Here is a 23,067-nt window from a genome sequence, read left to right on the forward strand (position 1 = left end):
TTGCAGCGTTCAAGGTCAATCTTTTCGCTGTGCCATCGGGGCCTGAGGATTTGAAACTATGAAACTTTCGACCAAAGGCCGCTATGCAATGGTTGCACTGGCCGATATCGCGCTACAACCAGAGGGCGTTCTGGTTGTTCTGGGCGATATCTCAAAACGTCAGGATATTTCATTGCCCTATCTTGAACAGCTGTTTGTAAAGCTACGGCGTGCGGGCCTTGTTGTATCTGTACGTGGACCGGGAGGTGGCTATCGGCTGGCGCATAGCCCATCGGAAATCCGGGTTGTTGACGTCCTGAGCGCAGTGGATGAAACCGTTGATGCAATGCACAAGGGGGCCGGGGCCTCCGGGGCGCTATCAGGCAGCCGTGCGCAGTCTCTGACCAACCGGCTGTGGGAGGGGTTGAGCGCACATGTTTATGTGTTCCTTCATCAGACCCGACTGTCGGACGTTATCCAAAATGATCTGGCACCTTGCCCTGCGGTGCCAACGCTTTTTGCGGTGGTTGACGATTAAGCTCACCAGCATACCCAAGCTGATCCACACCTTGAGACTTTAACCTTTCCTCCTAAAGGCGCGCCACACAGCTGGAGTTGCCAGGGATCTGATCTAGGACCAAATAGCCGCATATGTCGCGCGTATATCTTGATCATAATGCCACCACGCCGCTGTGCGCTGCTGCCAAGGACGCGATGATCGCGGCGATGGAGGTTTGCGGCAATCCCTCGTCAGTGCACGCAGAGGGGCGCGCGGCGAAGGCTCTGGTCGAGCGTGCGCGCGCACAAATTGCGTCCGCATTTGGCGCGGATGGGGCCGATATTGTCTTCACCTCAGGCTCAACCGAGGGGGCCGCGCTGGCGATGATAGGGCGAGAAATGCATGGTGCGGCGCTTGAACATGATGCCATAAGGGCCTGGTCAATCGAGGATTTGCCGGTTTCAGCGGAGGGGCGTGTTGAGGTCGCTGACCCGCAGCATTCGACTCTTCAGCTGGCCAACTCGGAAACGGGCGTGATCCAGGACTTGCCCGAAGGTCTGGCCGTAAGCGATGCCACGCAGGCATTTGGCAAGCTGCCTGTCGCGTTCAACTGGATGGGGGCCACAATGGCGCTGATTTCAGCGCATAAGTTGGCTGGGCCCAAAGGCATTGGCGCGGTTGTTCTGAAGCGCGGCACCGATATCACCGCTCAGATCAAGGGGGGTGGTCAGGAGATGGGCCGTCGTTCTGGCACCGAGAATGTCGTGGGGATCGCCGGTTTCGGAGCCGCCGCTGAGGCTGCCGCACTGGCCTTGGCGAATGGTGTCTGGGAACGTGTTGCCGAACTGCGCAACATGATGGAAGCGGCTCTTGCGGCAGAAAGTTCCGATACTATTTTTGTTGGGAACACAATGCCGCGATTGCCCAATACCAGTTGCTTTGCGACCCCCGGCTGGAAGGGCGAAACCCAGGTCATGCAGATGGACCTGTCGGGGTTTGCCATCAGCGCCGGCAGCGCTTGCTCCAGTGGTAAGGTGCGCGCCAGCGCGGTGCTGACCGCCATGGGATTTGATGAGATGACCGCCCAGAGCGCCGTGCGCGTCTCGCTTGGGCCGGAAACAACGGAAACAGATGTGCTGCGTTTTGCCGAAGCGTGGTGCGTCAAACAAAAGAAACATCGCGCCCGCGTGGCGTGATTGCAGGAGATGATCATGGCCGCATTGGATGATGTTCAGGTAAAAGAAGGCGTTGACCAGGAAACGGTTGATGCTGTTCGCGAAGTTGGTGGTGCGTACAAATACGGATGGGAAACCGATATTGAGATGGAATATGCCCCCAAGGGGCTGAACACCGATATCGTGCGGCTGATTTCGGAAAAGAACGAAGAGCCAGAGTGGATGCTGAACTGGCGTTTGGAAGCCTATGACCGCTGGCTTCAGAAGGAAGAGCCGACCTGGGCCATGGTTGACTACCCGGAAATCGATTTTCAGGATCAGTACTACTACGCCCGGCCCAAATCCATGGAAGTCAAACCAAAGTCGCTGGATGAGGTTGATCCCAAGCTGCTCGCTACTTACGAAAAGCTTGGTATACCTCTGAAAGAGCAGATGATTCTTGCTGGCGTCGAGGGGGCAGAGAACATGCCTGCAGAAGGCCGTAAGGTCGCTGTCGACGCTGTGTTTGACTCTGTGTCGGTGGGCACGACTTTCCAGGCTGAACTGAAAAAAGCTGGTGTTATCTTTTGCTCTATCTCTGAGGCGATCAAAGAACACCCCGAGCTGGTGAAGAAGTACCTTGGTACCGTTGTGCCGGTCTCAGACAACTACTATGCGACACTAAACTCTGCCGTGTTTTCTGATGGATCGTTTGTTTATGTGCCGCCGGGCGTGCGTTGCCCGATGGAGCTGTCGACCTATTTCCGCATCAATGCGGAAAACACCGGCCAGTTTGAACGTACGCTGATCATCGCCGATAAAGGCAGCTATGTCAGCTACTTGGAAGGCTGTACTGCACCAGCACGTGACATCGCGCAGCTGCACGCCGCAGTGGTCGAAATCATCATCGAAGAAGACGCCGAGGTGAAATACTCGACCGTTCAGAACTGGTATCCCGGTGATGAAGACGGCAAGGGTGGCATCTACAACTTTGTGACCAAACGCGCCGATTGCCGCGGCGACCGCGCCAAGGTGATGTGGACTCAGGTGGAAACCGGCTCTGCTGTAACCTGGAAGTACCCCTCCTGCATCCTGCGCGGCAACGAAAGCCAGGGCGAGTTCTACTCAATTGCGATTGCGAACAACATGCAGCAGGCCGACACGGGCACCAAAATGGTGCATCTCGGCAAGAACACTAAATCGCGGATCGTTTCCAAAGGGATCTCCGCAGGCAAGGCACAGAACACCTATCGCGGTCTTGTATCGATGCACCCCAAAGCCAAGGACAGCCGCAACTACACCCAATGCGACAGCCTGTTGATCGGGGATAAATGCGGGGCGCACACGGTTCCCTATATCGAGGTCAAGAACAACTCCTCGCGCGTCGAGCACGAGGCAACGACATCCAAGGTGGATGACGACCAGCTGTTCTACTGCCGCCAGCGCGGCATGGACGAAGAAGAGGCGGTGGCCCTGGTGGTCAACGGCTTCTGCAAGGATGTGCTGCAGGCGCTGCCGATGGAGTTCGCCATGGAAGCACAGCAGCTGGTTGCGATCTCGCTGGAAGGGTCTGTGGGGTAATAATGGCCGTGGAGGAGAGGGCAGCAGCGGAGGTCAAGGCCTTTGAATATAACGCGAAAGAAGGTGTTCGCGCCGTTGCGTTCATCTGGTTCTTGCAGCGCATTGCCGCACCTCTTTTCTTCGTTTTCTTGTTTGCCGTTATTATGGCCTTTGCCGTGAATGGTGTTGTCGCTGGGCTGCTTTGTTTGGCGATTTTTGGAGGACCGGCCCTGTTGCTTTGGTGGTTCACGTCCCGGCAAGGACAAAAAGTGTTGGAGTATTGGAAAAAATGATCATCACAACCACTAACTCCGTCGAAGGCTACCAGATCTCCGAATACAAAGGCATCGTGGTGGGTGAGGCGATCATGGGCGCCAATGTGGTGCGCGATGTCTTTGCGTCCATTACCGACATCGTCGGTGGTCGCTCTGGCGCCTATGAAAGCAAGCTGCAGGACGCGCGCGAAACTGCGCTGGCAGAGCTGGAAGACCGCGCCCGTGCCAAAGGCGCCAACGCGGTTGTCGGCGTCGATCTGGATTATGAAGTGGTGGGCCAGTCCATGTTGATGGTGTCCGCCAGCGGAACAGCCGTAGTGATCGGCTAACGAATTCGCCCCTCGGGGCACAGGAACAACCGGGGTCTATCCCCGAAGAGATATAAACGAGGAAAAAATGCTCGAAATCAAAAACCTGCACGTCAAACTTGAAGAAGAGGACAAGCAGATCCTCAAAGGTGTCAACCTCACCGTTGAAGCTGGCAAAGTGCATGCGATCATGGGGCCGAACGGCTCTGGCAAGTCGACACTGTCTTATGTGCTGTCCGGTCGCGATGGCTATGAGGTCACCGATGGTGAAGCCTCGCTGGCTGGCGAAGATCTGCTGGAGATGGAGCCGGAAGAGCGCGCCGCCGCTGGCGTTTTCCTCGCGTTCCAGTACCCGGTTGAGATCCCCGGTGTTGGCAACATGACATTCCTGCGGACTGCGGTGAACGCACAGCGCAAGGCCCGTGGCGAAGAAGAACTGAGCGCGTCTGACTTCCTGAAAGAGATCCGCGCCAAGGCAAAAACATTGAAGATCGACGCCGATATGCTGAAGCGGCCAGTTAACGTCGGCTTCTCTGGCGGTGAGAAAAAGCGTAACGAAATTCTGCAGATGGCTATGCTTGAGCCCAAAATGTGTATCTTGGACGAAACCGATTCTGGTCTTGATGTGGATGCGATGAAATTGGTGGCCGAAGGTGTTAACGCGCTGCGCGACGAGGGCCGCGGCTTCCTCGTGATCACCCACTATCAGCGTCTTCTGGATCACATCAAACCCGATGTTGTGCACATCATGGCCAATGGTCGCATTGTGAAAACCGGTGGCCCAGAGCTGGCGCTGGAAGTGGAAAACAACGGGTACGCCGACATTCTGGCAGAGGGTGTGTAAATGGCGCTTCCTGAAGTAAAACAAAATGAAACCGACGCGCGTCTGGCAACGTTGACGATGCCAGACGGCGGTTGCCTGGCCGAGGCACGTCACGCTGCGCTGTCACGGGTACAGACCATGGGGCTGCCCGGTCGTCGTGACGAATATTGGAAATACACCCGGCCTGACACTCTGACCGCAGCAGAGGCACCAACAGCCGCCGTGCTGGACAGTGGAGAAGCACCCCTGTTTGACGAATTTGATCGTTTGAAGGTGGTGTTTGTTGACGGTGTGTTCGACGCGGCTGCCTCGGATGACCTCTCGCTTGAAGGTATCAGCATCGAGCGGATTTCGGATATCTGCGACAAAGATATTCATTGGGCCAAGGACTTGTACGGTGTTCTTGAAGCGCGCGGACAAACCCCGGTGGCACGACCACTGGCAGCGCTAAATACCGCGTTTGCGCGGGACGGTGTCGCCATTCGTGTAACGGGCACGCCGTCAAAACCGGTCAATCTGATTTATCGTCACGCGGCTGAGTCATCAGACGCGATCCTGCACCATGTCATTCGCGTCGAAACGGGCGCTTCGGCGACCATTCTGGAAAACGGTCCTGCTGCGTCGCGCTTTAACAAATGCATGGAAATTGACCTGGCTGATGGTGCTGCACTGCATCTGGTGCGCGCGCAGGGCCGCGATCACGAACGCCGTGCCGCAACACATTTGTTTGCACGTCTGAGCACAGAGTCCGTGTTCAAGAGCTTCACGCTGACGGTAAACGGTGTTCTGACCCGCAATGAAGCCGTGATTGAACTGACTGGTGATGATGCCGCTGCGCATATTGCAGGTGCCTGTGTTGGCGACGGTGATTTCCATCATGACGACACCGTGTTCATCACACATGACGCCGTAAATTGCGAAAGCCGTCAGGTATTCAAGAAGGTGCTGCGCAACGGTGCCACCGGCGTTTTTCAGGGCAAGATCCTGGTGAAGGAAGGCGCGCAAAAGACTGACGGATATCAGATTTCCCAGTCGTTACTGTTGGACGGTGACAGCCAGTTTCTCGCCAAACCGGAGCTGGAAATCTATGCTGATGACGTGGTTTGCTCGCACGGATCCACCTCCGGCGCGATTGATGAAGAGGGTCTGTTTTATCTGCGGTCCCGCGGGATCCCGACATCTGAAGCAACCGATCTGCTGACGCTGGCATTTCTTGCCGAGGCCGTCGAGGAGATTGAAGATGCCGATATTGCGGCCAGTGTCGTGGACCGGCTGGAAGGCTGGCTGGCTCGGCGCCGCTGATGTCCGTCACACAGGACATCGTTGCAACCTACATGGGGCCGCGCAAAGTCTTTGCGCGGCGTCTTGCCGTGGGATTGCGTGAGGATCGGCTGTTGGCGATGCTGATGGCTGGCTGTGCGCTGGCTTTCATCGCGCAGATGCCGGTCCGGGCGCGCGAGGCGCATTTGACGGGGCAGGAATTAAACATGCTGCTCGGAGGCTCGCTGCTTGCAGTACTCTTTATGGCACCATTGCTGCTTTATGGGGTGGCGTTGCTGGCCCACGCTGTTGCGCGTCTTTTCCGTGGACAAGGCGACAGCGCCCGGGCGAGGCTGGCATTATTCTGGGCGTTTCTTGCGGCCAGCCCATTTATGTTGCTCAATGGGCTCGTGGCCGGTTTCATAGGATCTGGACCTGAGTTGACGCTTGTTGGCGGATTATGGTTTGTCCTGTTTCTATGGTTCTGGGGGAGCGGCATGGTTCAATCCTACTGGGCAAAAACATGATTATATATCAACAGCTTGTTGGGCTTACTTTTCGTGCTCCAACTCAGGCTGCGCGATTGATACTATCATTTCGCTGGCCGCGCGAAGCGCTATTTTTGGCGTTGATGTTGACGGCTGTGCTAAACAGCTTGATCCTGGAGCTGGCGGATATACTGATGCCGACTGCCGGCGTCAGCGTCATGGAACAGGTTCCGGCGTTGGCCTATGCTGGCGCCGTATTCGGACTGCACCTGTGTTCCACCCTCGTTATGACCTGGACCGGCCGATGGATTGGTGGGCAGGGGGGCTTCTTTGATATTCTGGCGGTGACGATTTGGCTCAACGTGGTGCAAATTGCTCTGCTCGTTGCGGTGGTTCTGTTACATCTCGTGATGCCCTTGGCGGCGTCCCTTGTCGCGCTGGTGACGAATTTCGTCATGCTGGCGATTTTTCTGGTGTTCATTAAAGAGGCGCATAAGTTTACCTCTATCTGGCGATCCATCGGGACCGTGGTTATGTCAGCGATTGTTGTCGTGCTTCTTCTTACCTTGCTATTGGGAGCTCAGGCTCCTGCGCTATTGGGACTTCCTGACCATGTATGATGTCGAAAAGATCCGTGCCGATTTCCCGATCCTGTCACGGCAGGTGAACGGCAAACCATTGACCTATCTGGACAATGGTGCATCAGCGCAGAAACCCCAGATGGTTATCGACGCCATCACCCGTGCGTATGCTGAAGAATATTCAAATGTTCACAGGGGGTTGCACTACCTTTCGAACCTGGCGACAGAGCGGTATGAAACCGTGCGCGGCACCATCGCGCGGTTTCTCAATGCTGCGGATGAAAATCATATCGTCATGAATTCGGGCACCACCGAGGGCATCAATACCATTGCCTATGGTTGGGCCATGCCGCGGCTGCAATCCGGGGACGAGATCATCCTAAGTGTGATGGAGCATCACGCAAACATCGTGCCCTGGCATTTCCTGCGCGAGCGTCAGGGCGTTGTACTGAAATGGGTTGAAACAGCCGCCGATGGCAGCCTTGACCCGCAGGCGGTGCTTGACGCGATCGGGCCAAAGACAAAGCTGATTGCAATCACCCAGTGTTCGAACGTCTTAGGCACCATTGTTGATGTCAAAACCATCTGTCATGAAGCCCGCGAGCGTGGGGTGGCAGTACTGGTTGATGGCTCGCAGGGGGCAGTTCATATGCCCGTCGATGTGCAGGACATCGGCTGCGATTTCTACGCGATCACGGGCCACAAGCTGTATGGCCCGTCGTCTTCGGGTGCGATTTATATTCGGCCTGAGCGTATGGCGGAAATGCGTCCCTTCATGGGCGGCGGCGATATGATCAAGGAGGTCGCGCGCGACCAGGTGATATATAATGATGCGCCAATGAAGTTCGAAGCGGGCACACCTGGGATCGTCCAGATGATCGGCCTGGGTGTTGCACTGGACTACATGATGGACATCGGCATGGAGAACATCGCAGAGCATGAGGCCGCGCTGAAGGACTATACGACCGAGCGACTAGCAGGTTTAAACTGGGTAAACGTTCAGGGGCAAAGTGCTGATAAGGCGGCGATTTTCAGTTTTACGCTTGAAGGCGCCGCGCACGCGCATGATATCTCGACCATCCTGGATAAAAAGGGCGTTGCAGTGCGCGCCGGTCAACATTGTGCCGGGCCGTTGATGGACCATTTGGGCGTTGCTGCGACCTGCCGTGCTTCCTTTGGCCTGTATAACACCAAGGAAGAGGTTGACGTGCTGGTTGATGCTCTGGAACTGGCGCATGAGCTGTTCGCCTAAGCACGATTTGGCGTTCAGACTGACATAGAGATGTCGATTTCCTGATGCAACGTGACCAGTTGATCACCCGGTTTTAGGGCTGGGTAATCTATCAAAGTCTATGGTGATAAGCATCTCCCACGCGATCCTGCTCTGGTATCATAGCGGGATCGCAAACGTCACGCCTTGTTTTGTGATGTCTTGTAGATCGCTCGAAGAACTTCTTCGAAGTCTTTTGCCCAACTTTTGGTGTCAAAGAGCGGGAGTGCGTAGCGGTTTTCATCAAGGTGTCTCTTAAGCCGACGCATTTCCTCAGGGTCTTTTGCCAGACTGACGGCCTTGTCGATGAAGTGTTTTTCCGACGTCACAGATAGTTCCGCAAGATTTGCGGCATTGAGTATGCTTGTCGCTACCCGCGCGGAAAACTGTTTGCCGTAGATGGTAAGAATTGGAACACCTGCCCACAGCGCGTCTGACGCCGTTGTGTGGGCATTGTAACTGAAGCAATCAAGACAAAGATCGACCTGTGCAATCCTGTCTAGATGTTCCGCCTGAGGTACCACCGTACATGGTATTATCCGCTCTGGGTTGACCCCAAGAGCGCGCGCTTTTTCGAATATAGCGGCCGAGTTGTCTTCCATACCGGTGTAGAATAGCAAAACTGAGTCTGGCGCACGTTTCAGGATTTTCATCCAGGCCGCGAACTCGCGCGGACCGACTTTGTAGGTGTTGTTCAAATTTGCAAAGACGAACTTGTCGTCCGGGAGACCATAGCGTGATCGGCTGTTTTCAGGTTTTGGAAGATATCGACAATTGCTGTTTGGCTGGTAACAGGTCGGCATTCTAACGATGTCTTCACTGTAAAATTGATCGTCTTCTTTGGGTACGGTGATGTTATCTGCGATCATATAGTCCATTTCGGCCATTCCAGATGTCCCTGGAAAACCTAGAAACGACACCTGAGCCGGGGCAGCCCGGAATGCGAATATCTCTTGCTTTGCATCGGTGGTGTCGCCTTTCAGGTCAACCGCGATGTCGACTTTGTCTTCAATCGCCAGTCGAGCGATTTCTTGAGCTGTCAGCCGCGACACATCCCGATATAGGTCGGCAAATTCCTTTATGAATCTATATTGTCGTGACTGTTCGCGCGGTTTGATGTCGTAGACAAAAAACTGGAATAGATCCCGATCATGCGCTTTGAGTGCGCCTTCGAAGAGATGCATCGTTGCATGTTCGTGAAAGTCGCTGGAGAAATATCCAACTCGTATCTTTTCGCCTGGTGGGTGCGGTGGCACGGAGTTACCCGCAGAGCGCGGTGCCCGCGCATAGGCATTGTTAAGCTGTACCTGTGGATCATCTGTATAGGCAAGCAGCGCCAGGGGGTCGAAGGTGTGATCGTTCTGGAGAATTCGCTGAATTGTGGACTCCTCCTGCTTTTTATCTTCCCAAGATAGAAATTGTCTTCGAAGCCGCATGATCAACGGCAGTGCAATAGGGTTGTTTGGGTCGACAGAAAGGGCGGCCTCCAGCATTTTAAGCGCATCCCTGTCAAACCCACCGTCTTTCAGGCGTGACCCAAGCGCGGCTATGAAAACCGAATTTGTCGGCGCGAGTGAGAGGGCTTTCGTCTGTAGCTTAATCGCGTCTTGAATGCGCCCAGATTGGGACGCAACAATCTCCGCAAGATAATGATAGCTGAGCGCCGTCTCACCTTCGCGTTCAATCGAACTGCGCATCACTGTTTCAGCTTGCGGAAATTCGCCGTTTCTCATCAGCAAGACAGCGCGGTCGTACATTGGGCTGTCAAAACTCTTTGGGAATGCAATGGTCACAACGCAGCTCCTCCCCTTGTTCCCCTTGTTTTTATTCAAAATACTTAAGAAACCGTGAGTATCAGCGGGATAATGCTGCTCAGTTGTGCTGCGGTATTCTTTGGGTGACTGACCGGCGTGTCTACGCGCCAATCCCGATAAAGGCCGGCGTGTACGGTCTTTTGGTATAGAGTCTACCTAAAAGAAAATGCACTATCCCCTTGGAATTTTTGATCTTTCACAAATTTCAGGGGGATAGTGGCGGAGAGACAGGGATTCGAACCCTGGGAACCCGTGAAGGCTCAACGGTTTTCGAGACCGCCCCGTTCGACCACTCCGGCACCTCTCCGCGAGTGGTGAGAGGCCGTTTAAAGCGGAATTTCAGCACGCGCAAGGGGGATTTGGCCCTTCCTGCAAGAAATTAGATTTTTGATTGTCTCGGGGCGGAAAACGCTTAGATTTTCAGGCATGATACAGCTCAAAACTCTCCGCACAGTCGTGATGCAATCGCTCTTTGGCTTTGTTTTTGCATCGGTTTCTGCATTCTCCGGGGCACAGGCCGCGGATCGTGACAGGGTGATAGCGTTCCTGGAAACCACTGGATTTGACGTGGCGCTGGACAGTATCGCGCTGTCGGCTGAAATGGCACCGGATATGTTGGGCATTGATGCCGGTGATTTTGGCGCGGCCTGGGTGCGCCTGTCGCAAGACGTATTTGACCTGACGGAGATGCGCGAAGTTGCTCTTGGCATTCTGGAGGAAACGCTGGAAGAGGATGTCCTTGCCCATGCGGCGGAATTCTACGCCAGCCCATTGGGCGCGCGGCTGGTGGCAGCCGAAAACGCGTCGCATCTGGTTGAGGACGACGAGACCAAGCAGCAGGCAGGTTTGCGTATTATCTCGGATCTGGTGACAGAGGGGAGCGAGCGACCTCAGCTGTTTCAGCGCATGGGGCAGGCGATTGACGCGGATGGCACTGGTGTGAAGGCGATTCAAGAGATCCAGTTCCGCTTTCTTATGGCTGCCAGTGCGGCGGGCGTTATTGACCTGCAATTGGATGCAGATGGACTGCGCGCCTTTATGAAGGATCAGGAAGCTTCAACCCAAATGGCTATGCAGGCGGCTGGTATGGCGGGCAATGCCTACACTTATCAGGGCTTCAGCGATGCAGAGATCTTGACCTATATCGAAGCGTTGGAACATCCGATGATGCAGCGGGTCTATGAATTGTTGAACGCGGTAACCTTTGAAATCACCGCCAGCCGGTTCGAGATACTGGCCTATCGTCTGCAAGATCTCGCGCCCGCGCAGGATCTGTGATGCTTGTGCTGTGCGTCGGGCTAGGGCGTCACCTGTCGCGGTCCTAAGGGCGGTATGCAAGATCCGCCGGACCCGCATTGAACGGCGCCGCCAATAGGGTTGACAGACCCGCCAATTCGCCGCATAAGCCCGCATCCCGGCCCGGACTCTCTGCGCCGGGGTTTATTTGTCATACGCCCCAAGATGGGCGCGCTGTTCGAGGTGGCCTTGGGCCAAAACACCTAATGTATCGCAAGATGCTGCCGGGACCGTAGGACGCGGGTAGAAAAGGAAAGACGCATATGTTTGCGGTCCTCAAAACCGGCGGCAAGCAGTACAAAGTTCAGGCCGGCGATATGCTGCGCGTGGAAAAATTGGCTGCTGATGCTGGCGAAACAATCCAGTTCAACGACATTCTGATGCTTGGTGGTGATACACCGGTTGTGGGTGTGCCCTTTGTAGATGGTGCTGCGGTTCAGGCCGAAGTGGTCGATCAGATCAAAGGCGAGAAGGTTATTCACTTTGTGAAGCGCCGTCGTAAGCACTCCTCCAAGCGCACCAAGGGTCACCGTCAGAAGCTGACTTTGGTCAAGATCACTGAGATCCTGGCCTCCGGCGCTGACAAATCCGGCGTAAAAGCTGCAAGTGGCCAGGGCGATGCACCTGCTGCTGCCAAAGCTGCTCCGGCTGCAAAAAAGGCTGCGCCTGCTGCTTCTGGTGATGATCTCACCGAGCTGACCGGTGTTGGACCCGCTGCTGCCAAGAAACTGGAAGAAGCCGGTCTGACCAGCTTTGCCCAGATCGCAGCCTTGTCGGATGCTGACATTGCTGCTATCGACGCGGTCAAAGTGAAGCCCGAATGGGTTGAGCAGGCCAAAGATTTGGCTAAAGGCTAAGGAGATAGACAATGGCACATAAGAAAGCTGGTGGTTCCTCACGTAACGGCCGCGACTCAGCCGGTCGCCGCCTTGGCGTGAAACTCTATGGTGGCCAAGCGGCCATCTCTGGCAACATCATCGTACGTCAGCGCGGCACCAAGTTTTGGCCGGGCGAAGGCGTTGGTCTGGGCAAAGATCACACCATCTTTGCAACGACTGACGGTGCTGTAACGTTCCATAAGGGCCTTAAGGGCCGCACCTTTATTTCGGTTCTGCCAGTGGCGGAGGCCGCTGAATAAGCCGAACCCATAAGGTGAGACACAATAGGGGATCGGCGGTACCGCCGGTCCCTTTTTTCATTTTTCGCAATTCTTGGCGAAATTCCCTAACCAGATGTCAACCGTTCTGCCCTATGGCAGGATCCCATGACACTCCGTTAAGGCCCAGTCGTTTGATCCGGATCAAAGATCCGGTGTTGGTATTGTTCGAGAGGAGCAAGGGCATGAGTTTGGATCACAAAAGAGCAGAGCAGCCCGTGATTGAAGCAGAGCGTTTTGTTCTGCGTCCGCTGCGCAAATCCGACGAAGGGCTAATTGCCCACTACGTCAGTGACGAACGTGTCGCTCGTATGACCACTGCCATCCCGCACCCGCTGCCCCCAGGCGCGATTGAGGCCTTTGTTGCTCGCGCACTGGATGAAGAGCGTGACGAAGATGTCTGGGCGATTGACGGCACAGCAGATGGCGGCGACGAGCTGAAAGGGATCATCAGTCTCAAGCGGCTGGATCGAGACCAAAGCGAAGTCGGCTATTGGATTGCGCCGGTGTTCTGGAACAATGGTATTGCTTCTGCAGCATTGCGTGCGCTTGTGGAGAATAACCCGCAGGGCTGCAATGCGCTCTTTGCAAGTGCGTTTCAGGACAACCCGGCATCGGCACGTGTGCTGACACATTGCGGGTTTGAATACCTTGGCGATGCGGAAACCTTCTCGGTTGCGCGTAACGCCCCGGTCCCAACATGGACCTACAGCCGAAAACTGTGATTGGCGCGCCGCGCGGTTTGCGTTAAGTCGGGGCAACAGGCCCCGACATCGGCCACATACCCATCCTTATCCTCTCGCCACGGCGACAGGTCATCAGCAAGGAGCTGACATGAAATTCCTCGATCTGGCCAAAGTCTATATCCGCTCCGGTGCGGGCGGGAACGGCTGCGTCAGCTTTCGCCGTGAAAAATTCATGGAATATGGCGGCCCCGATGGCGGTGACGGTGGCCGGGGTGGGTCTGTCTGGATCGAGGTGACCGAAGGGCTGAACACTCTCATTGATTTTCGTTACCAGCAGCATTTCTTTGCTAAAAACGGTCAGTCCGGCATGGGGCGACAGCGCACCGGCAAGGATGGCGATGACATCATTCTGCGCGTTCCTGTTGGGACCGAGATTATGGATGAAGATCAGGAAACGGTTCTGGCTGACCTCACCGAAGTTGGCGAACGGTTCCTCTTGGCCAAGGGCGGTAACGGCGGCTTCGGTAACCTACACTTCAAAAGTGCCACGAACCAGGCGCCGCGGCGTGCTAATTCAGGGCAGGATGCAATCGAACGCACCATCTGGCTGCGTCTGAAGCTGATCGCCGATGTTGGTCTTTTGGGGTTGCCGAACGCGGGCAAGTCGACTTTTCTATCGGCTACATCCAATGCGCGACCCAAGATCGCTGATTATCCGTTTACTACCTTGCATCCGAACCTCGGCGTTGTGGGTATTGATGGCGTTGAATTTGTCGTCGCTGATATTCCCGGATTGATTGCCGGGGCCCATGAAGGGCGCGGAATTGGTGATCGGTTCTTGGGTCATGTCGAACGCTGCGCGGTCCTGTTACATCTGGTCGATGGTACCTCGGAGACGGTTGCCGAGGACTACCAGACTATCATTGATGAGCTGGAGGCCTATGGCGGCGAGCTAGCAGAGAAGCCCCGTATCACGGCGCTGAACAAGATCGACTCGCTGGACGACGAGGAACGCGCAGAGGCCAAGGCAGCACTTGAGGCTGCCGTGGGCGGGCCTGTCTTTATGATGTCAGGTGTCAGTCGCGAAGGTCTGAATGAGGTCCTGCGGTCCATGCGGACCCAGATCGATGAAGATCGCCTGCGTCAGCAGCCCCAAGTGGAGCAGGACACGTGGCAACCCTGACCGACGCCCAGCGTATCGTAGTCAAAATCGGGTCGGCCCTGTTGGTAGACCGGACAAGCGGTGCATTGCGGGCGGATTGGTTGCGGGCCTTGTCGGCGGATGTTGCCTGGCTGAAATCCATGGGCAAGGATGTTATCCTTGTCTCATCCGGCTCTATCGCGTTGGGGCGTCGGGTGCTGGGGCTGGCGGCACAGGAGTTGCCGTTGGAACAGTCACAGGCCGCGGCAGCCGTTGGTCAAATCCGTCTTGCAGGCGCTTATGAGGAGGCGTTGGCCCCGCATGCGATCACCACAGCGCAGGTGCTGGTCACATTGGAAGACAGCGCCGACCGGCGTCGTTATCTGAATTCCCGTGCGACGTTGGAGACGCTTATTGGTCTTGGCGTTGTGCCCATCGTCAACGAAAATGACACCATTGCCACCGATGAGATCCGCTATGGCGATAATGACCGTCTGGCGGCGCAGGTGGCGGTGACGGTCGGGGCGGATGTGCTCATTCTGCTGTCGGATGTCGACGGATTCTACACTTCCAATCCGGCTTTGGATCCATGCGCCCGGCGTTATGACATTATTGAACGGATCACCCCAGAGATTGAGGCAATGGCGGGCGACGGTGTCTCTGGCCTTTCCAAGGGCGGTATGATCACCAAATTGCTGGCAGCAAAAATGGCGACAGCAGCTGGCTGCGCCATGGCCATCACTGAAGGTTCGCCTAATAATCCACTGAAAATGCTTGAAAATGGCGCGACATCCACTTGGTTCACTGCACAGGATGATCCGCAGGTTGCGCGCAAGCGCTGGATTGCAGCCATGAAGACGCGCGGTGTTGTCACTGTAGATGAAGGCGCTGCACGGGCGCTCGGCTCCGGTAAGAGCCTTTTGCCGGCAGGCATCCGTCACATTGAAGGAGACTTCGGCCGCGGTGATCCGCTGGCCATCCTTGGTCCAGACGGGAGAAAACTGGGGCAGGGGCTCAGCCGATATACGGCTGACGAAGCCACTGCGATCCAAGGGCGCCAATCGGGAGAAATCGAGGCGATCCTTGGCTATGCTGGCCGCGCAGCTGTCATCCATCGCGATGATATGGCGCTGTAGCTGCAATCCATGTTAGGGCTGACCCCGCCTGACCACCAGATGTGTCAAAAGGGGCTACAAAGGGTTTCAACGAATGAATGAGACGCAAGATATTGCTGCGCTGATGGCCGACATCGGCAAACGCGCAAAGCAAGCCGCCGCAAAACTGGCGACTGCCACTGATGAACGCAAAACCGCTGCGCTGAATGCTGCGGCTGATGCGGTTTGGGAAAATCAGGCAGAGATATTGGCGGCCAACGCCAAGGATCTCGATTTTGGTCGCAGCAAAGAGCTGTCGCCTGCCATGATGGACCGTCTGGCGCTGGATGAAGGCCGGATTGCCGGGATTGTCTCTGGTCTGCGTGCCGTTGCTGCTCAGCCCGATCCCGTAGGTGAGGTTTTGGCGGAGTGGTCACAACCGTCTGGTATCGACATCCAGCGCGTACGTACGCCGCTCGGCGTGATTGGGGTGATCTACGAAAGCCGCCCCAATGTGACGGCAGATGCGGGTGCACTGTGTCTCAAGTCCGGCAATGCGGTGATCCTGCGTGGTGGGTCCGAAAGTTTTTATTCTAGTCAGGCCATTCACGCCTGTTTGGCAGCTGGCCTGCGTGTCGCCGACCTGCCCGCGGAGGCGGTGCAGCTGGTTCCGACCCGCGACCGGGCTGCGGTTCAGGAACTGCTGACCATGACAGAGACGGTTGACGTGATCGTACCGCGTGGCGGCAAGGGGCTGGTGGGTCTGGTACAGCGCGAAGCGCGTGTCCCGGTTTTTGCACATTTGGAGGGGATCGTTCACATCTACCTCGATAAGCATGCAGATCCGCAAAAGGCGTTGGAGATTGTGCTGAATGCCAAGACCAGGCGCACCGGGATCTGTGGCGCTGCTGAATGCCTGTTGATCCACCGCGATATTGCTGAAACGCTTGGGCGTGATGTACTGACGGCGCTGACCGCGGCCGGAGTAGAGATCCGTGCCGAGGCTGGGCTGCCCGGACCAGACGCTATGACGGACGCCACTGATGCCGATTGGGGCTGCGAGTATCTGGACGCGATCATTGCGGCCAAGCAGGTGGATGACATTGATGCCGCGATTACGCATATTCGCGCGCATCATTCACAGCACACCGATTGTATTGTTACCGAGGACGAGGCCGCCGTTGCGCAGTTCTTCGCTGAGCTGGATAGCGCGATCCTGATGCACAATGCTTCAACCCAATTTGCCGATGGCGGTGAATTTGGCATGGGCGCCGAAATTGGAATCGCCACCGGTAAAATGCACGCACGGGGGCCAGTCGGTGCCGCGCAGCTAACCAGTTTCAAATATCTCGTGCGTGGAAATGGTGCAGTCCGCAGTTAAAATCTGCTGTCAAGAAACATGAAAAAAGCGCCGCAAGTGATTGTGGCGCTTTTGTTTATTCTAAAATGTGGGTCTTTCTAGAAGTGGAGAGTTACCCGTTCCAGAGTCTGTTCAACGCGAACGGTGCGTCCTAGGTCTTTTGCGGCCTCGGGCAGCATGGCGAATTGAACAAGCGCCGGGGTGACGGCCACAGCCGACGTGCCACCGCTGACGCGCGCCCAGAGATTATCGTCAACGTTCAACTTGCTGCCCTCGCCAATGACAGTCCACTTACCGTCGGCACAGAGGATCTTAACGGTGCCGCCATAGGGCAAACCTGTTTCCAGGCACAATGCGGCGAGAAAAGCGAGCCGTACCTCGGTCCGGCTGGAGGCCTCTTGCGGGGTCCACTGGTATTTCAGACGACCGCCCTTGCCAATGTCTTCCAGCACAGAAACCACCTCGGCCCGGCTGATTTGCTGCTCACTGGCGGCACCAAAGGCAATGCGGAAGAAGCGGATCCGGGCATTGGCATTGGCCACACTGTCAGAAATCAACTCAAGCTCGGGGCCGGACATATCCCCAGACATTCCAAGCAGTTCCAAGCCGTTGTTGATCGCGCCGATTGGGCTGATCAAGTCATGGCAGATGCGCGACCCTATCAAAGCCGCGAGATTAGCGTTATCTACTGACATATCTTTCCTCCGAATTGGGCCATCACGCATGAACGACCTCAACGCCATACTTGCCCCTGGAATGTGTGTAACCCATCCTGACCACCCCGAATGGGGGACAGGGCAGGTCCAATCCAACGCCGGCGGTAGGATCACCGTAAACTTCCCCGATCAGGGCAAGGTGGTGTTCAACAGCGCCCAGGTGGCCCTTATTCCAGTCTTTGATCCGTCATAAGCGTTGATGAACGGTTAACGGCTGTTCACCAACTTGCTCGAAACTTGCACATGCCGTGCCTTATAGGCTAGCTGCACACAAGGCAAACCATTGTTGAGCAAGGTCATGGACGGCTGTTCCCCTGAATTTCAGGTTAAACTAGCGGAAACATCGGCGGATTTACGCGCGGCTCAAGCCCTACGCTATGATGTCTTTGTGCGTGAACTGCGTGGTGGCGGCGAAATGGTCGATCATGACGCCGGGTTGGAACAGGATCGTTTTGATCCGTTTTTTGATCATTTGTTGCTATGGGATCTGTCCCAAAACGCCGTTGTAGGCGTCTACCGGGTTCTGCGCAGCGATCAGGCGTTGCGCGCCGGGCAGTTCTACTCCGAAGATGAATACGATCTGTCGACGCTAACAGGTTCGGGGCGCAAGCTACTGGAACTAGGACGTTCCTGCCTGCATCCTGATTATCGCGGCGGCACAGCCATGTTCCATTTATGGTCGGCGTTGGCGGACTATGTGGCAGAGTATCAGATCGAGGTTCTGTTCGGCGTCGCCAGCTTTCACGGCACAGATGCGGCACCGTTGGCCAATGCGCTGTCGATGCTCCATCACAACCATCTGGCCCCTGAGGAGCTACGCCCGGTTGCGCGGGTCTACCAACCTATGGATCTGGTTTCGAAAGGTGATCTTGACCGTCGCAAGGCCATGCTGGAGACGCCCGCGCTCATCAAGGCCTATCTTCGCCTTGGCGGCTGCGTTGGTGATGGGGCTTACATTGATCATGACTTTAACACGACCGACGTTTGCCTGGTGTTGGACGCGGCGCGGATGAATGCGCGGCAGCGTCGTATCTACGGGGCAGGGCGCGGCACCGAATGACGACCTGGAACGGAGAAGACGCGCCAACGGCACTTCGGATTTCGCTGTTTGGTTGGCTACGTGTCGTGGTGCGCGGGCTAGTTCTCGGCGGTTTGGTTTTTGGCGGGTTGCTGGTCTTGCTGCTGGTGCGTCTGATTGAGCGCCCGTTTTGTCGTATGGACAGACCTGTGACGCCCTTCATCACCCAATTTGTGTGTCGCAATGCCTTTCGCGTTCTTGGCATTGGCTTTCGCACCCATGGGGCGCTGATGACTGAACGCGGTGCGGTGGTGGCAAATCACACGTCCTGGCTGGATATCTTTGCTCTTAATGCGCGTAAACGGATCTATTTCGTCTCCAAGGCAGAAGTTGCGAAATGGCCCGGTATCGGTTGGCTTGCGCGGGCGACAGGGACGGTATTCATCGAACGCAACGCCAAGGAAGCACGCAGGCAGACCGCGTTGTTTCAGGACCGGCTGATGTTGGGGCATAAGCTGCTGTTCTTTCCCGAAGGCACATCAACCGATGGGCTGCGGGTGCTGCCGTTCAAGACCACACTCTTTGCTGCGTTTTTCCATCCTGAATTGCGCGATGAAATTTCGATCCAGCCTGTATCCGCAGTATTTCTGCCACCCAAAGGTGAGGGACCGCGCTACTATGGTTGGTGGGGCGAGATGGCGTTTGCTCCGCATTTGTTGAAAACACTGGCCTCTGCGCGTCAGGGAGAGGTCGTGCTGCGGTATCACCGCCCGTTACGTGTCGCTGATTTTGAAGATCGCAAAGCGCTTGCAGCGGCCTGCGAGACGCAAGTGCGCGCGGGACATGAGGCAATCTGGTGTGGGTATCAGGCGAATGAGGAGGCGCAATGACACGAGACAGCTTTTTTCCTTGCACGCCTGGCGAGCCTGTCATATACGCGCGCCATTCAATCCGCAGGTGGGGATTGGCCTGACCGGGGGAGACATCCCCGGCAGACCGCCGGTTGGAGCATCTGCTCTGAGACCCCCGCCGAGGCACGAAACCGGAAAAGGAAAATACACATGGCTCTTCCCGAGTTCTCCATGCGTCAGCTGCTTGAGGCAGGCGTACACTTTGGTCACCAAACCCAGCGCTGGAACCCGCGCATGTCGCCGTTCATCTACGGCTCGCGTAACGGTATCCACATTCTGGACCTGACCCAGACCGTTCCCATGCTCGACGCAGCTTTGAATGCTGTCCGTGACACCGTCGCAAAAGGCGGCCGCGTTCTGTTCGTCGGCACTAAGCGTCAGGCGGCACAGCCGATCGCAGACGCTGCTGAGAAATCCGCTCAGTACTTCATGAACCATCGCTGGCTTGGCGGCACGCTGACCAACTGGAAAACCGTTTCTCAGTCGATCAATCGTCTGAAAGAAATTGACGAGAAAATGACCGCTGGCGCCGAAGGCCTGACCAAGAAAGAGCGTCTTGGCATGGAACGTGACCAGCTGAAGCTGGAAGCATCCCTCGGCGGTATCCGCGATATGGGCGGCGTTCCTGACCTGTTGTTCGTCATCGACGTGAAAAAAGAAGCGCTGGCCATCGCCGAAGCCAACAAACTGGGTATCCCGGTCGTCGCGATCGTTGATACCAACTGCTCGCCTGATGGTGTTGATTACATCATCCCCGGTAACGATGATGCGGCTCGCGCTATTGCTCTGTACTGTGACCTGGTAGCTCGCGCTGCTCTGGACGGCATGTCTGCTCAGCTGGGTGCCGCAGGCGTTGACCTTGGCGCTCTGGAAGAGGCCCCGGTGGAAGAGGCGGTGGAAGAAGCGCCCGCAGCTGCCGAAAAAGTCGATAGCTAATCCCCGCGTCACATCGTTGACACTGGCGTAAGACATAGGGGGCGGCATGACTGCCCCCTTCCAACATATTCATAAGGAGAACCTGGAGATGGCAATTACTGCATCCATGGTCAAGGAACTGCGCGACAGCACCGGCGCAGGCATGATGGACGCCAAGAAGGCGCTGACAGAAAACAATGGCGACATGGACGCCGCCGTTGACTGGCTGCGCACCAAGGGCCTGGCCAAAGCGGCCAAGAAATCTGGTCGTACCGCTGCAGAAGGTCTGGTTGCCGTGGTTGTCGAAGGTAACAAAGGTGTTGCAGTCGAAGTGAATTCGGAAACCGACTTTGTTGGTAAAAATGCTGAATTCCAGGATATGGTCTCTGGTATTGCCAAGGCTGCGCTGAATGCTGCTGACGTTGACGCGCTGCTGGCTGCTGATATGGGTGGTAAGTCGGTTGCGGACACGCTGACCGATAAAATCGCTACCATCGGTGAGAACATGGCCGTGCGCCGCATGCAGACGCTGGAAGGCGAGACCGTTGTGTCCTACGTGCACAATGCCGCCGCCGCTGGTATGGGCAAAATTGGCGTTCTGGTTGCCATGAACGGTGGCGACGAAGCCATCGGCAAACAGATCGCGATGCACATCGCAGCTGTCAATCCTGCTGCGCTGAGCGAAGCTGATCTGGACGCGTCTGTCGTCGAGAAAGAAAAGCAGGTCCAGATGGACATCGCCCGCGAATCCGGCAAGCCGGAGCAGGTGATTGAAAAGATGATCGTCGGCCGCATGAAGAAATTCGTCGCAGAATCGACCCTGCTGAACCAGCAATTCGTTGTCAACCCTGACCTGACAGTTGAAGCCGCGGCCAAAGCTGCTGGCGCAACCATCACTGGTTTTGTTCGTCTCGAAGTTGGCGAAGGCATCGAAGTCGAAAAAGAAGATTTCGCAGCCGAGGTTGCAAAAGCTGTTCAAGGCTAAATTAGCCGCAGGTTTTGCCTGAGTGATTTCTGAGAAAGGCCGACGAACCTGTTTCGTTGGCCTTTTTCATTGCGAAAACGTAATGGGTGCCACGACTGGCAATCTGTGAATTGAATGGCCAATTCAATCTCGTTGCACCTTACCTTGCGTTGCCAGTGTTTCAATGCAGAGCGAATGAGTGTGCGAGGAGCGTCACGGTGCTCGACTTGTTGCGTCTGAGAGAGGCTTGAGGGGCTCTGATCGCTCTGATCGAACCCCCCAGAAATGCCCCGGCGCTATCGTTTAACAATACACGCAGCAACCGGACAGTTTAGAGAGCCTTGAAATCTCAAGGATCATATCCTGCACAGTTCCAGGCTAAAGCCCCACTCACGGAACATAATAAGTGTGCCTGTATTTCCCGTATTCGGGAAGTAATGAATTCCATACCTAATTGTAAATATTTTACTAATAATCGGAAGCGTAACTATTAAATTATCTATGGAATACATCTTTTCCTGCAGATATGATGATAATTATTCCATAATGTACATCTGGTTGTGGAGTGCGGCCTTCAGAACCGCATGAGCGGTGGTCTCCACTGCCAATGACTCGCGAGCCAGCCGGAGGTGTTTTTCTACTGTCGCGGGTGTCAGGCCCATCAATAAGGCGATGTCCTGTGTGGTTTTTCCGTCTCCAACCCATTGTAGGGCCTCACGCTGGCGTTTGGTCAGGCTACGGTTGGGGGGATTATAGGGCAGGGTCAGGATCTTCAAATGGGCCATATTGTTCATCAGAATAATGTCATGCCCATCTGCGGCCCAAATTTCGTCCACCTCATCCTGGCTGAGCGTTTGCTCAGCGGCCAACGAGATAGCACCTTTGAATCGTTCAGATGTTGAGTAAAAGCTAACAGTGTAACCTGCGTTAACTGCCATCTTCTTGTTGAAATCTATAACCTTTTGCGCCTGTGGCGACAGGGACTGGCGCTCGACCTGATCTTGAATCATCTGCCAACTACCAGCGCCTTCATTCTTTAGCGCCCATTTCAGCATCGGCGCGTCGAAATAGAGACCCGAATTGACAAACCCCTGCACGTAGTCTGCGCAATGGTTCGATAGGATTACAAAATCCTCAGGATCCCCAAGCGATGTCTTTGTTTTGTGACGGGTATAACCATAAATCAGCCGATCAAATCGATAGGTTTTCATCTGTTTGACGTGTTCTAGCCACAACTCTTCCAGCGACCGCACGCTACATAAAAAATGCAGATATGCGCGGAGTTTCATCCCGCATCATCTTTGGTCAGGTGAGTCTTTAGCGCGTCGAGCGCCATCAAATAGCCCTGTGTTCCGAACCCACAAATTTGGCCAATTGCCGCTCGCGAGATATATGAGCGATGGCGAAATTCCTCGCGTGCATGGATGTTTGAGAGATGAACCTCAACCGTTGGCAGCTCAATTGAATAGATTGCATCCATGAGCGCAACAGAGGTGTGCGTATAGGCCCCTGCGTTTAGAATAATGCCGGCGTATACGCCACGCGCGCCATGCAGTGCATCCAGCAGGGCGCCCTCATGGTTGGTTTGCTCACATTCGACCGACAGTCTAAGCGCGGTGCCGTGATCAATGCAGCGTTTCTCGAGCATAGCGAGTGTTTCGTTGCCGTATACCTCTGGCTGGCGGGTACCGAGAAGGTTCAGGTTTGGTCCATTCAAAACCAATATCTTGTGCATGTCACTATCCATTATCTGTCCAAGCTGTATCGGCCTGATGACGTGACTCCGGCGTGCGCGCTAC

The 23,067-nt window shown here is 55.6% G+C and carries 26 protein-coding genes and 1 tRNA gene; 22 read left to right on the plus strand and 5 right to left on the minus strand.

Annotated features, from left to right (window positions below; translation table 11 throughout):
- Window positions 1-58 precede the first annotated feature (58 nt).
- From iscR to PhaeoP97_RS07680, 10 genes are all read left to right on the plus strand, one after another.
- Window positions 59-517, plus strand: a complete 459-nt coding sequence (gene iscR / locus PhaeoP97_RS07635; RefSeq protein ID WP_072504575.1) for a Fe-S cluster assembly transcriptional regulator IscR — start codon at window positions 59-61, stop codon at window positions 515-517.
- Between the two features lie 113 nt (window positions 518-630).
- Window positions 631-1,674, plus strand: a complete 1,044-nt coding sequence (locus tag PhaeoP97_RS07640; RefSeq protein ID WP_072504576.1) for a cysteine desulfurase family protein — start codon at window positions 631-633, stop codon at window positions 1,672-1,674.
- A 15-nt stretch (window positions 1,675-1,689) separates the two neighbouring features.
- The gene (gene sufB, locus PhaeoP97_RS07645; RefSeq protein WP_072506357.1) at window positions 1,690-3,213 is read left to right on the plus strand and encodes a Fe-S cluster assembly protein SufB; all 1,524 of its coding nucleotides are present in this window, start codon (window positions 1,690-1,692) and stop codon (window positions 3,211-3,213) included.
- Window positions 3,214-3,215: 2 nt separating this feature from the next.
- On the plus strand, window positions 3,216-3,485 hold the full coding sequence (locus PhaeoP97_RS07650; RefSeq protein WP_072504577.1) for a hypothetical protein: 270 nt from the start codon (window positions 3,216-3,218) through the stop codon (window positions 3,483-3,485).
- Window positions 3,482-3,796 carry a YbjQ family protein gene (locus PhaeoP97_RS07655; RefSeq protein ID WP_072504578.1) on the plus strand — a complete coding sequence of 105 codons (315 nt, stop codon included), beginning with the start codon at window positions 3,482-3,484 and terminating at the stop codon, window positions 3,794-3,796. Before PhaeoP97_RS07650 ends, PhaeoP97_RS07655 begins: the two co-directional genes overlap by 4 nt.
- 67 nt (window positions 3,797-3,863) lie before the next feature.
- A complete protein-coding gene (gene sufC, locus PhaeoP97_RS07660; protein ID WP_072504579.1) occupies window positions 3,864-4,619 on the plus strand; it encodes a Fe-S cluster assembly ATPase SufC in 756 nt (251 codons plus the stop codon).
- Complete coding sequence (locus PhaeoP97_RS07665; RefSeq protein WP_072504580.1) at window positions 4,620-5,900, plus strand: SufB/SufD family protein; 1,281 nt, start codon at window positions 4,620-4,622, stop codon at window positions 5,898-5,900. It abuts the gene before it with no gap.
- The gene (locus PhaeoP97_RS07670) at window positions 5,900-6,385 is read left to right on the plus strand and encodes a YIP1 family protein (RefSeq protein ID WP_072504581.1); all 486 of its coding nucleotides are present in this window, start codon (window positions 5,900-5,902) and stop codon (window positions 6,383-6,385) included. The genes PhaeoP97_RS07665 and PhaeoP97_RS07670 overlap by 1 nt, the downstream gene beginning before the upstream one ends.
- On the plus strand, window positions 6,382-6,966 hold the full coding sequence (locus PhaeoP97_RS07675; RefSeq protein WP_072504582.1) for a YIP1 family protein: 585 nt from the start codon (window positions 6,382-6,384) through the stop codon (window positions 6,964-6,966). The genes PhaeoP97_RS07670 and PhaeoP97_RS07675 overlap by 4 nt, the downstream gene beginning before the upstream one ends.
- On the plus strand, window positions 6,959-8,179 hold the full coding sequence (locus PhaeoP97_RS07680; protein ID WP_072504583.1) for a cysteine desulfurase: 1,221 nt from the start codon (window positions 6,959-6,961) through the stop codon (window positions 8,177-8,179). Before PhaeoP97_RS07675 ends, PhaeoP97_RS07680 begins: the two co-directional genes overlap by 8 nt.
- 158 nt (window positions 8,180-8,337) lie before the next feature.
- On the opposite strand, the gene PhaeoP97_RS07685 is transcribed toward PhaeoP97_RS07680, so the two are convergent.
- Entirely contained in the window at window positions 8,338-9,990 is a 1,653-nt protein-coding gene (locus PhaeoP97_RS07685; protein ID WP_072504584.1) for an O-linked N-acetylglucosamine transferase, SPINDLY family protein, read from the minus strand.
- Between the two features lie 238 nt (window positions 9,991-10,228).
- Window positions 10,229-10,318 (minus strand) — tRNA-Ser (locus PhaeoP97_RS07690).
- Window positions 10,319-10,437: 119 nt separating this feature from the next.
- Here PhaeoP97_RS07690 and PhaeoP97_RS07695 point away from each other — a divergent pair.
- The 7 genes from PhaeoP97_RS07695 (at window position 10,438) to PhaeoP97_RS07725 (ending at window position 16,765) form a co-directional block, all read left to right on the plus strand.
- A complete protein-coding gene (locus PhaeoP97_RS07695; protein WP_072504585.1) occupies window positions 10,438-11,289 on the plus strand; it encodes a DUF2059 domain-containing protein in 852 nt (283 codons plus the stop codon).
- Window positions 11,290-11,570: 281 nt separating this feature from the next.
- Entirely contained in the window at window positions 11,571-12,164 is a 594-nt protein-coding gene (locus PhaeoP97_RS07700) for a 50S ribosomal protein L21 (RefSeq protein ID WP_072504586.1), read from the plus strand.
- An 11-nt stretch (window positions 12,165-12,175) separates the two neighbouring features.
- Window positions 12,176-12,445, plus strand: a complete 270-nt coding sequence (gene rpmA / locus PhaeoP97_RS07705) for a 50S ribosomal protein L27 (RefSeq protein ID WP_014874659.1) — start codon at window positions 12,176-12,178, stop codon at window positions 12,443-12,445.
- A 203-nt stretch (window positions 12,446-12,648) separates the two neighbouring features.
- Window positions 12,649-13,188 (plus strand): GNAT family N-acetyltransferase, encoded by a 540-nt coding sequence (locus PhaeoP97_RS07710; RefSeq protein ID WP_072504587.1) that lies wholly within the window; start codon window positions 12,649-12,651, stop codon window positions 13,186-13,188.
- 109 nt (window positions 13,189-13,297) lie between these two features.
- A complete protein-coding gene (gene obgE / locus PhaeoP97_RS07715; RefSeq protein ID WP_072504588.1) occupies window positions 13,298-14,332 on the plus strand; it encodes a GTPase ObgE in 1,035 nt (344 codons plus the stop codon).
- Window positions 14,320-15,426: a glutamate 5-kinase gene (gene proB, locus PhaeoP97_RS07720; protein ID WP_072504589.1), complete on the plus strand. Its 1,107-nt coding sequence runs from the start codon at window positions 14,320-14,322 to the stop codon at window positions 15,424-15,426. Before obgE ends, proB begins: the two co-directional genes overlap by 13 nt.
- A 73-nt stretch (window positions 15,427-15,499) precedes the next feature.
- Window positions 15,500-16,765, plus strand: a complete 1,266-nt coding sequence (locus tag PhaeoP97_RS07725) for a glutamate-5-semialdehyde dehydrogenase (protein WP_072504590.1) — start codon at window positions 15,500-15,502, stop codon at window positions 16,763-16,765.
- 77 nt (window positions 16,766-16,842) lie between these two features.
- Here PhaeoP97_RS07725 and PhaeoP97_RS07730 read toward each other — a convergent pair whose 3' ends face one another.
- Window positions 16,843-17,439, minus strand: coding sequence for a histidine phosphotransferase family protein (locus tag PhaeoP97_RS07730; RefSeq protein ID WP_072504591.1), 597 nt, complete (start codon window positions 17,437-17,439; stop codon window positions 16,843-16,845).
- Between the two features lie 28 nt (window positions 17,440-17,467).
- Between PhaeoP97_RS07730 and PhaeoP97_RS07735 the strand changes: the two genes are divergently transcribed.
- From PhaeoP97_RS07735 to tsf, 5 genes are all read left to right on the plus strand, one after another.
- Window positions 17,468-17,653: a DUF3553 domain-containing protein gene (locus PhaeoP97_RS07735; RefSeq protein WP_072504592.1), complete on the plus strand. Its 186-nt coding sequence runs from the start codon at window positions 17,468-17,470 to the stop codon at window positions 17,651-17,653.
- Window positions 17,654-17,758: 105 nt separating this feature from the next.
- Entirely contained in the window at window positions 17,759-18,520 is a 762-nt protein-coding gene (gene olsB / locus PhaeoP97_RS07740) for an L-ornithine N(alpha)-acyltransferase (protein ID WP_072504593.1), read from the plus strand.
- Window positions 18,517-19,368: a lyso-ornithine lipid O-acyltransferase gene (gene olsA / locus PhaeoP97_RS07745; RefSeq protein WP_072504594.1), complete on the plus strand. Its 852-nt coding sequence runs from the start codon at window positions 18,517-18,519 to the stop codon at window positions 19,366-19,368. The genes olsB and olsA overlap by 4 nt, the downstream gene beginning before the upstream one ends.
- Window positions 19,369-19,539: 171 nt before the next feature.
- Window positions 19,540-20,325: a 30S ribosomal protein S2 gene (rpsB, locus tag PhaeoP97_RS07750; RefSeq protein ID WP_072504595.1), complete on the plus strand. Its 786-nt coding sequence runs from the start codon at window positions 19,540-19,542 to the stop codon at window positions 20,323-20,325.
- Window positions 20,326-20,413: 88 nt separating this feature from the next.
- On the plus strand, window positions 20,414-21,289 hold the full coding sequence (gene tsf, locus PhaeoP97_RS07755; RefSeq protein WP_072506358.1) for a translation elongation factor Ts: 876 nt from the start codon (window positions 20,414-20,416) through the stop codon (window positions 21,287-21,289).
- A 515-nt stretch (window positions 21,290-21,804) separates the two neighbouring features.
- Here tsf and PhaeoP97_RS07760 read toward each other — a convergent pair.
- Entirely contained in the window at window positions 21,805-22,557 is a 753-nt protein-coding gene (locus PhaeoP97_RS07760; protein ID WP_072504596.1) for a LuxR family transcriptional regulator, read from the minus strand.
- Entirely contained in the window at window positions 22,554-23,003 is a 450-nt protein-coding gene (gene aroQ, locus PhaeoP97_RS07765; RefSeq protein ID WP_072506359.1) for a type II 3-dehydroquinate dehydratase, read from the minus strand. The genes PhaeoP97_RS07760 and aroQ overlap by 4 nt, the downstream gene beginning before the upstream one ends.
- Window positions 23,004-23,067 lie beyond the last annotated feature (64 nt).

Source organism: Phaeobacter porticola (assembly GCF_001888185.1).
Classification (GTDB): Bacteria; Pseudomonadota; Alphaproteobacteria; order Rhodobacterales; family Rhodobacteraceae; genus Phaeobacter; species Phaeobacter porticola.